Genomic DNA, 9,233 nt, shown 5'->3' with positions numbered 1-9,233 from the left:
TTTCCGAACTCAGAAGTGAAACGATGCATCGCCGATGGTAGTGTGGGGTTTCCCCATGTGAGAGTAGGTCATCGTCAAGCACCTATACCCAAAACCCCCAGGCCTAACCGCCCGGGGGTTTTGCTTTTGCGGCAGGAAATAAAGGCGATGGGCTTTCCTGCGTGGCTTATAAGAGCTGCTTATTTGCTGCCACCTGTCTCTCCGCCTGGTTTGCGGATCAGGGATAATGCCTGGTTGGCCGAGGCGATGCACTTCTTGGTATCACCTGCTTGTTGATGCTTTACCGCCTCTTCATGAAGCTCTTTGATACGTTGCACCTGGACATTGGAGTCTGTTGCGGTAGCGGTTGCCATTGATGGTGTGGTTTTCATGGCGTCATCAATTTTTTGCAGCTGAATAGCGCAAAGATCTTCAGCAAAAACAGGTGAAGCCATTAGGGCAGCTACGGCAGCTACTAAAGCGGTGCGTTTCATAGACATCTCCTTGAACATGAATGACGTAAGCGAATTTCCAGGCTAAGTCAGAAGGACCTTGCTGGCTCCATTAAAGGACTAACCAGCCTCATACGAGTGGACTGCTATCGGCCGCTTACGTTTCATTTATCTTTTAAAGAAATACTTCAAATACCTTTACAGAAGCGCGCTCCAAACCGCTATGTAAGTTAAGCATCTTCAATTATTAGGACGACCAAATCCTTGGGACCATGTGCGCCGTACGCTAGTACTTGTTCTATGTCAGCGGTTTTGGATGGTCCGGAGATGAGCAATGCATTGGTAGGCATACTTTCCGGCCACTGGTATTTGTCGTGAAACGTATAAAGGTTGTCTTCGATCTTGCTGGCCTGCAGGAGAGCAATGTGAACGGGTGGAACCAGACTCATTAGTCGAGGTTCTTCACGGGTTGGCCAGAGCACTAGGCTACCTGTTGCTGCTATGGCTCCGAGCGTCCCCGTTAAGCTGGCTGGGGTCTCGTTGAAGAGTTCCGCTTTCCATTCCTCAATTGGGCGGTCATAGGCCTTGAGAAAAGGAAGTCCCGCTTTATCTTTCCAATAGGCCGTAAGCTGGTCGCCATGGGGTGTCTGAGGGGCTATAAGCAGGCTAGGAATTTGTTTGTCGTGAAGAAGTTGTTCGACCAGTGCGGGCCAACGTTCTTTTGTGGTGAGGTGTATCTCTGTATGAACCGCCTCCATAAGTGCTCGTAGTCGACTGATGCGCTCCTCAGGCGCATAGCTCCAGGGTTGGGTTACTAGTGATACGTCATAGTCATCTTTTACAGGCGTTGTGCCAGCCAAACTTTTCCGAAGTTTGCCTAAAATATTGCTGCGGGCACTCATGCTTTGTCCTCCCCTAGGTGATCACGAGCCAACTCGTGAAGTGATCTCGAGGCAGGCTTGGGCGCAACATGGTGCTCACTCCATGGCCCAACATTTCCGGGAGTAAGATTTCGAAAGCGTGTTGCGAGGTAGGCAAAAGATTTATAGAGCGTTGGGGATGTGTAGAGTGTCTTCCAGCCTTTCCAGGTCAGTCTTTCACGCGGAGAGAACTTGCTGCCTTGGCCGCGCATGAGATAAGGGGTGGCTTCTGGCGGTTTAACATTTTCTTCTCGTAGCCGGCGTAATAGCGCAGGAATGGGGATTTTTACAGGGCAAACTTCTCCGCAGGCGCCACACAGCGATGAAGCACTGGGATGGTCCGGTGTGTTTTCTAACCCTAGCAAGTGTGGCGATATGATCTTTCCGATAGGGCCAGGATATACCGTGCCGTAGGCGTGTCCGCCGATACGGGTATAAACCGGGCAGTGATTCATGCAGGCGCCACAGCGAATGCAGTTAAGTGTCTGTCGCAACTCTCCATCGGCAAAAGCCTGGCTACGCCCATTGTCTAGAAGAACAAGATGTACCTCCTTCGGGCCATCTCGCTCATTGGACTTGCGTGGGCTTGAGATCATATTCACATAGGTAGTTATCGGCTGGCCTAATGCTGAGCGTGTCAAAAGCGATAGCAACGGCACGACGTCACGCAGGTTTTCCACAACTTTTTCTATTCCAGTGACAGCGATATGTACGTTAGGAACGCTTGTGGACATGCGGCCGTTCCCTTCGTTTTCAACAAGCAGCAGAGTGCCTGTTTCAGCTACTGCGAAGTTAACGCCTGATATGCCGATATCTGCTTCGAAAAATTTTTGTCGTAATACGCGCCGGCCCGTTTGAATCAGTTCATCGATATCTGTGGTGTATTCGGTGCCAAGGGTGTTACTGAATAGTGAGGCCACCTGGGCAGCATTCATGTGAATCGCAGGCATGATGATATGCGAAGGTTTCTGCCCGGCCAGCTGAATGATGTACTCACCCATGTCTGACTCAAGGCATTCTATGCCTTGCTTTTCCAGCACATGGTTCATGTTCATCTCTTCACTGACCATGGACTTTCCCTTGATCAGGCGTGTGGCCTTGTGTGCCTCGGCGATGGACTGAACGATAGCGTTGGCTTCGTCTGTCGTTTCTGCCCAATGAACCTGAATACCGTTGCGTGCCAGGTTGGCTTCCAGCTTTTCAAGGAGGTCAGGCAACTTAGAAAGCGCCCGTGCACGAATGCGATTGCCCATTTCTCGTAGCCGCTCACGCTCATCAGGATCACTCATGATGGCCAGGCGTTTGGTCATCAGTGAATCCATGGCAACACGGAAATTACGGCGTAGCTGCTCATCGTTCAGCGCTTGGCGCGCTCGCGTCTTGAAGGGGGGGGTGGGAATCTCCAGCGCGGGAATTCGGGTCATCTGGTTCATACGCTATCTCCGGTTCGCTGCCAGATGAAACTGGCAAGATGCTGCCCACGCAATGTAGCGTTCTGCTTTTCCAAGGCACCATTGATGTTCATCAGGCACCCGCAGTCAGCGGTCACGATTTGAGCAGCACCCGATTCCTGAAGAGCACGTGTCTTGTCTGCCACCATGGCACCAGAGATATCTGGCATACGGACCGAGAAAGTGCCGCCAAAACCGCAGCATTCGCTTTCATGGTCATGATCCACCCGTTGGACCGCCTCTAGCTGAGCGAGTAAGGCTCTGCCATGGATGTGTGTATTCATCTCGCGGCGTGCGCTGCAGGAGGTATGAAGTGCAACCTTGGTAGGCGCCCCGCGATCCTTGAGGTCAATTTTACAAACGTTGAGCAGGAATTCGGCCAATTCATAGGTTCGGTCGGCCAGTGCTTCGATTTGACGAAGCGTAGCAGGCTCATGTTTGAACAGTTCCGAATAGTGATGACGAATCATGCCTGCGCATGATCCCGAAACAACAACCAGCGGCCAGTCCTGACGGAACAGGCCCAGCTGTGCTCGTGCGACTTCGCGTGCTTCATCGGTATAACCGGAAGTATAGGCAGGCTGCCCGCAGCAACTTTGACCTTGGGGAAAATGGACCGTAATACCTTCACGCTCCAACAGACGGATACTGTCCATGCCTGCTTCTGGATAAAACAGATCGACAACACAGGTACCGAATAAATAAACGTGTTGCGGCTTCTGCGCGGGGTATTCCCGCTGCTTTGGAATGGGTGGCGCGATGCGGGTGGCATTGGGCGCTGCGTTATAAAAAAGCTCACTCATTCAGGCGTCTCCGGGTTTGCCCGGTTATCCATCCTGTGGGATGGGGTTATGGCAGTGCCGGGACGAGCCCGGCACCGGTGTCTTGACGGCAATTTCTTAATTGGCCTTTATCTGTTAGTGAAGGATCATGCCGGTGAGTACATAGGCTTGGACCAGCGTGATAAGGCCTACAATAGTGGCGAAGATCAGGCTGTGTTTCAGGGTGAAACGGAACAGGTCAGATTCTTTCCCAACCATGCCGGTAGCAGCACAGGCAACGGCAATCGACTGTGGTGAGATCATTTTGCCTGTTACGCCACCGCTGCTGTTAGCCGCAACCAGTAGGGTGTCCGATACTCCAATTTGATGCGCAGTGGTGGCCTGTAGGGAGCCGAAGAGAGCGTTTGAAGAGGTATCCGATCCTGTTAGAAAAACCCCCAGCCAACCGAGAAATGGTGAAAAGAATGGGAAGAGCGCTCCTGTTCCCGCCAGTACCAAAGCGAGTGTTGTCGACATGCCGGAATAGTTGGTTACGAACGCAAAGGCCAGCACCATGCCAATCGAAAGGATTGGCCATCGCAATTCCACCAGCGTTTCTTTGAATGTGAACAGTGCTACGCCAGGCTTGATCTTGAGGATTGCCATGGAGATAAGAGCCGAAATCAGGATCGCTGTACCTGTGGCAGAAACAGGATCGAATTTGAAGACCGCAGCTATTGGAGTAGGGTCTGTCGCAATCGGTGCAGTCTTGAGAACAAGCTTGTCCAGGAACGGCACCGAAATATTAATGACCAGACTGTAGAGTGAGCCACCTGCGACAAACATTGCTTTGAAGGGTTTGAGTGTCCAGACGGTAACCAGCGCGGTCAGGATCAGGAAGGGCGACCAGGCTTTGATGATCTGTCCCAGTGTATAGGGCGAAGGTGTGCGGTTGCCTGGTGCTCGGCCAAAGCCGGGGCCGCCGCCCAGGGTTGCTGCCCCGCCTGCACTGACCCCGACCACCTCTTGGGCGACGGCGTGACGGCTTTGACGCAGCTTCAGGTAGGCGGTCAGCGAAGCCATGCTGAACAGGGCCGAGGTGATGTCGGGTAGCTCAGGGCCAATGTAGTTCGAGGTAAAGTACTGGGAAACGGCAAAGCTGCTACCGCATACGAGGGCTGCCTGCCAGGTTTCACGCAGACCACGCATGCCATCCATCATGGCCATGAGCCAGAAGGGGACCAGTAGAGACAGCAGTGGAAGCTGGCGACCGGTCATGGCGCCCAGTTTGAAAGCATCAATGCCGGTTACCTGGCCCGCTACGATTGTTGGAATACCTAGAGCGCCGAATGCAACCGGGGCGGTATTGGCAATCAGGCATAGACCTGCCGCCTTGAGCGGATTATGTCCCAGACCCACCAACAGGGCTGCGGTAATGGCGACGGGTGCGCCAAAGCCTGCGGCGCCTTCAAGAAAGGCGCCAAAGCAGAACCCGATAAGCAGCACCTGCAGACGTTGGTCATCCGTAATGGAAAGGACTGAGCTGCGGATGACATCGAACTGACCGCTTTTGACGGTCAGTTTGTAGAGAAAAACCGCTGCGACGATGATCCAGGCGATTGGCCATAGGCCATAAAGGAATCCATACCCGGCCGCTGCCAGCGCTTTTTCTACCGGCATCCGGTAGACCAGAATGGCAATACCAAGGGATAGCGCCAGGGTAATGGTTCCGGCGAGATGGCCCTTCATGCGAAAGACAGCCAATGCAAGAAAGAAAAACACGATAGGGACAAGTGCCGCCGTCGCGGACAAGCCCAGACTGCCAAGCGGTGTATACAGCTGTTGCCAGGTTTCCATGTAGAGCTCCCTTGATTGTTGTTGTGTAGGGGGCGGTGCTTTCCGATAGGCTTATCGGTTTCTTAATGTCTAAATTGGTCATACCAATTTACAATGGCTGACAGTTGAGGTTAAAAGTTGCCTGGCAAGTCTGTCAAACCTTGCTTTTTAAGACTTTAGTCTGGATGCGCGAAGGCTGTTTGGCTCAAAATCAACGTCGCCGCTCTGGCAGGCACATCAGAGGATGGAGATGGGGTTCGATCAGGTACGCCAACGTCGTTTGTCGGATGACATCGTCGAACATATTGAAGCGCTGCTTGTTGAGGGTTCACTGAAGGCCGGTGAGCGGTTGCCGGCCGAGCGGGTGCTGGCGGAGCGCTTTGGTGTGTCACGGCCCTCGCTACGCGAGGCGATTCAGAAGCTAGTTGCTCGGGGAGTATTGATCAGTCGCCAGGGCGGAGGTACTTACGTTGCTGCCTCGTTCGGCTCCACGTTTAGCGATCCCTTGCTTCAGTTACTCGAAAGTCGTGAAGAAACACGGCAGGACCTGCTCGAGTTTCGTCACATGCTTGAGGGCTCTTGCGCTTATTACGCCGCCTTGCGTGCGACCGAACTCGATCATCAGCGTTTGACGCAGGCCTTCAAGGCTTTGCAGGACTGCTATGCGCAACCTGAAACGATCTCCCGCTCGGAAGAGGGCTCAGCAGACGCCAGCTTTCACCTGGCTATTGCCGAAGCCAGCCACAACGCTATCCTGCTGCATACCATTCGCGGTCTGTTCGATTTGCTCAAGCGCAATGTAGTGACCAATATCGGCGGTATGTACGCACAGCGTAGCGAGACACGGGATATGTTGATGCAGCAGCACCGGGAGCTGTATCAGGCCATCATCGAGCGGCGTGCTGACGATGCACGAGAAATTGCCAGCCGACACATTCATTATGTGCAGGAAGTGCTGGAAGAAGCACAGGAAGAAGCACAGCGTATTGCACGCTCACAGCGCCGGCAGACGACGGAAGACTTTTCGAAGGTATAAAAAGGCGCTTGGAGCGCCTTTTATTATTTCTGATCCTTGTGCATCGCACGTTGGATCTCTCGATTCGAGTCGCGCTCTTTCTCTGTCGCACGCTTGTCGAATTCTTTTTTACCTTTCGCCAGGGCAATTTCGCATTTGATCAGGTGCTTTTTCCAGTAAATGGACAACGCAACGCAGGCGAAGCCTTTCTGTTGCACTGCACCAAACAGCTTGCCTAGCTCTCGTTTGTGTAGAAGCAGCTTGCGAGTGCGCTGAGGATCGGCAATGACGTGGGTGCTGGCTGTCTGCAGGGGGGTGATGTGGCTACCAAGCAGCCAGGCCTCGCCATCCTTGAGCAGAACATAGCTGTCTGTCAGTTGTGCCTTGCCTGCGCGCAGGCTTTTGACTTCCCAGCCGGACAGGGCAATGCCTGCCTCGAAGCGGGTTTCGATGAAGTAGTCGTGCAGCGCTTTCTTGTTCTGCACGATGGTTCCGGAAGAGATTTTCTTTTGTTTGGCCATAGACGCGCATTATAGGGGAGTCAGTGGGGCAACCGCCATGTGCTTGAGAGGGAGCGGTGAAAGTCGGACAATAGCCAACTTTTTTGAGTACCGATAACTTCAATGGCAAATGATCAGGTTTCCGTGCATGGCGGGTGGGCTAGCCGCTGGGTGTTTATATTAGCCGCGACCGGCTCCGCTGTAGGCCTGGGGAGCATCTGGAAGTTCCCTTATATGACAGGGATTTATGGTGGCGGTGCATTTGTCATTATGTTCCTTGTCTGCATCGCCTTGATTGGCTTGCCTGTCATGTTGGCGGAAACGCTGATTGGACGGCGTGCCCGGCAAAGTCCGGCCAATGCCATGCGTGATCTGGCAGTAGCCGCTGCCCGATCACCAAGATGGTCTTGGGCAGCGCTGGCCGGCATGGTCAATGCCTTGCTCATCCTATCGTTTTACAGCGTCGTTGGCGGCTGGTCGCTTGACTATATTCTTGGTGTCGGCCGTGGCGATTTTCAAGGTGTCGATGGACCTAAAGCCGGTGCACTGTTTGGTGCGTTGACCTCCGATCCCTGGCGAATGACCTTGTGGCACACCCTGTTCATGGTGTTGTCCGCCTGGGTTATTGCCAAGGGGGTGGTGAATGGCCTGGAAAAAGCCTTGCGTATCCTAATGCCGCTGTTGTTTGTGCTGTTGCTGCTTCTGCTGGGCTATAGCATGACAACGGGACATTTCATGGAAGGGCTGCACTTCATGTTCCACTTCGATACCTCGCGGCTTATGGATGGCCTGCTTCCTGCGATGGGGCATGCGTTCTTTTCGCTGAGCGTAGGCGTAGGTTCGTTGATGATCTACGGTGCGTACATGCCGAAGTCCTCTTCCTTGGGCAAAACCGTCGTCGCGGTTGCCCTGCTGGATACATTCGTCTCGCTCCTGGCGGGTGTGGCGCTTTTTCCAATCGTCTTTGCGGCAGGCCTGAATCCTGGTGAGGGACCGGGATTGATGTTCGTGACACTGCCGTTGGCATTCGGCAGTGTGACTATGGGGCAGATCGTGGGTCTGGTGTTCTTTGTGCTGGTGGCGATTGCCGCCTGGACCTCGGCAATCTCTCTGCTTGAGCCGATGGTGGCCTACCTGATCGAGCGCACCCGACTGAGCCGCGTCTGGGTGACTGTCATTCTGGCTTTCATCTGCTGGCTGGTCGGGCTAGGCACAGTGTTATCGTTCAACCTGTGGGAGCAGGCCAAGTTCTTCGTAAGCGAGGCGGGGCACTTCCACTTGTATCAATGGGGCGCTGAAGGCGGGTTGAATTTCTTTGGCGTCATCGACTTTCTGACGTCGCGAATCATGTTGCCGCTCGGCGGTCTGTTCTTTGTAGTGTTCGCAGCGTGGGTAATGGGGCGTGAGCAGGTGAGGGATGAGTTGTCGGTGCGCAGCCCGGCCTTATTCGCTCTGGCGCTTTTCCTGATGCGCTACGTTGCCCCTCTAGGCATTCTCATTGTGTTTGCCGCACAGCTTTGGAATTGAGGTACCAATGACTACGCATATACAACGCTCGGCTTTATTGCCTTACCCCGCCTCGGCGCTCTATGCGCTGGTGAATGACGTGGAGCGTTACCCGGAATTTCTGCCTTGGTGTTCGTCTGCCCAGATACTGGAGCAGGGCGAAAACGAAATGCGTGCAGGATTGACGGTCGCCAAAGGTGGGCTTAGCCAGCAGTTCACGACACGCAATACGTTGACGCCGGATCAATGCATCGTCATGGATCTGGAAAAGGGGCCTTTTAGTCAGCTGCATGGGGTCTGGCAGTTCAAGGCACTGGGTGAGAAAGCCTGCAAGATCTCGCTGGACCTGTCGTTCGAGTATCAGGGCGCTTTGATTCGGGCTACCTTGGGCCCGCTGTTCAATCAGGCTGCAAACACCATGGTTGATGCCTTCTGCCAAAGGGCCAAGCAGCTGTATGGCTGAGCGGATAAATGTCGAGGTCGCGCTGGCCTTGCCAGACGAGCAGGCCCTGATCACGCTAGAAGTTCCGGTAGGTACCACCGTACGTGAAGCCTTGGAGCTGTCCGGAATGGCTGAGCGCTTTCCAAAGGTGCCGATCGATACCTTGGCTGTCGGGCTCTTTGGAAAGGTCATTTCTGATGCAGATGCGCGCGTACTGGAGGCAGGTGATCGGGTTGAGCTTTATCGACCGTTGATTGCAGACCCCAAGGAAGCCCGCAAGCGGCGCGCCGAGTTGGCAAAGGCCAGGAAGGAAGGCGGGGCGGATTAGCCGAGAATAAAAGGCCTTCATATGAAGGCCTTTTTGCCGGGTA

Annotated in this window: 10 protein-coding genes; 4 read left to right on the top strand and 6 right to left on the bottom strand. The window is 54.0% G+C overall.

What is annotated here, in order from left to right:
- Window positions 1-179 precede the first annotated feature (179 nt).
- The 5 genes from QWJ10_RS03990 to QWJ10_RS03970 all read right to left on the bottom strand — a co-directional run bounded on the left by QWJ10_RS03990 (window position 180) and on the right by QWJ10_RS03970 (window position 5,420).
- Entirely contained in the window at window positions 180-473 is a 294-nt protein-coding gene (locus QWJ10_RS03990) for a hypothetical protein (protein WP_010796854.1), read from the bottom strand.
- A gap of 188 nt (window positions 474-661) precedes the next feature.
- Window positions 662-1,333 (bottom strand): lactate utilization protein, encoded by a 672-nt coding sequence (locus tag QWJ10_RS03985; RefSeq protein WP_289924504.1) that lies wholly within the window; start codon window positions 1,331-1,333, stop codon window positions 662-664.
- Window positions 1,330-2,784, bottom strand: a complete 1,455-nt coding sequence (locus QWJ10_RS03980) for a LutB/LldF family L-lactate oxidation iron-sulfur protein (RefSeq protein WP_289924502.1) — start codon at window positions 2,782-2,784, stop codon at window positions 1,330-1,332. Before QWJ10_RS03980 ends, QWJ10_RS03985 begins: the two co-directional genes overlap by 4 nt.
- Entirely contained in the window at window positions 2,781-3,605 is an 825-nt protein-coding gene (locus QWJ10_RS03975; protein WP_289924500.1) for a (Fe-S)-binding protein, read from the bottom strand. Before QWJ10_RS03975 ends, QWJ10_RS03980 begins: the two co-directional genes overlap by 4 nt.
- A gap of 114 nt (window positions 3,606-3,719) precedes the next feature.
- Window positions 3,720-5,420 carry a lactate permease LctP family transporter gene (locus QWJ10_RS03970; RefSeq protein ID WP_289924496.1) on the bottom strand — a complete coding sequence of 567 codons (1,701 nt, stop codon included), beginning with the start codon at window positions 5,418-5,420 and terminating at the stop codon, window positions 3,720-3,722.
- Between the two features lie 229 nt (window positions 5,421-5,649).
- Here QWJ10_RS03970 and QWJ10_RS03965 point away from each other — a divergent pair, with 229 nt between their 5' ends.
- Window positions 5,650-6,435 carry an FCD domain-containing protein gene (locus tag QWJ10_RS03965; protein ID WP_197872065.1) on the top strand — a complete coding sequence of 262 codons (786 nt, stop codon included), beginning with the start codon at window positions 5,650-5,652 and terminating at the stop codon, window positions 6,433-6,435.
- Between the two features lie 23 nt (window positions 6,436-6,458).
- Here the strand turns inward: QWJ10_RS03965 and smpB are convergent, their stop codons facing one another.
- Window positions 6,459-6,935 carry an SsrA-binding protein SmpB gene (gene smpB / locus QWJ10_RS03960; protein ID WP_010796860.1) on the bottom strand — a complete coding sequence of 159 codons (477 nt, stop codon included), beginning with the start codon at window positions 6,933-6,935 and terminating at the stop codon, window positions 6,459-6,461.
- A gap of 102 nt (window positions 6,936-7,037) precedes the next feature.
- Between smpB and QWJ10_RS03955 the strand changes: the two genes are divergently transcribed.
- The 3 genes from QWJ10_RS03955 to QWJ10_RS03945 are packed head-to-tail and all read left to right on the top strand — an operon-like array spanning window position 7,038 to window position 9,190.
- Complete coding sequence (locus tag QWJ10_RS03955; protein WP_197872066.1) at window positions 7,038-8,441, top strand: sodium-dependent transporter; 1,404 nt, start codon at window positions 7,038-7,040, stop codon at window positions 8,439-8,441.
- 7 nt (window positions 8,442-8,448) lie between these two features.
- Window positions 8,449-8,883: a type II toxin-antitoxin system RatA family toxin gene (locus QWJ10_RS03950; RefSeq protein WP_010796862.1), complete on the top strand. Its 435-nt coding sequence runs from the start codon at window positions 8,449-8,451 to the stop codon at window positions 8,881-8,883.
- A complete protein-coding gene (locus QWJ10_RS03945) occupies window positions 8,876-9,190 on the top strand; it encodes an RnfH family protein (protein WP_125887354.1) in 315 nt (104 codons plus the stop codon). The genes QWJ10_RS03950 and QWJ10_RS03945 overlap by 8 nt, the downstream gene beginning before the upstream one ends.
- Window positions 9,191-9,233 lie beyond the last annotated feature (43 nt).

Origin of the sequence: Pseudomonas sp. WAC2 (assembly GCF_030403525.1) — a bacterium.
In the GTDB taxonomy this organism is placed as follows: domain Bacteria; phylum Pseudomonadota; class Gammaproteobacteria; order Pseudomonadales; family Pseudomonadaceae; genus Chryseomonas; species Chryseomonas luteola.
Note: the sequence above shows the minus strand (reverse complement) of the source record. Positions and strands in the feature narration are given on the sequence as shown.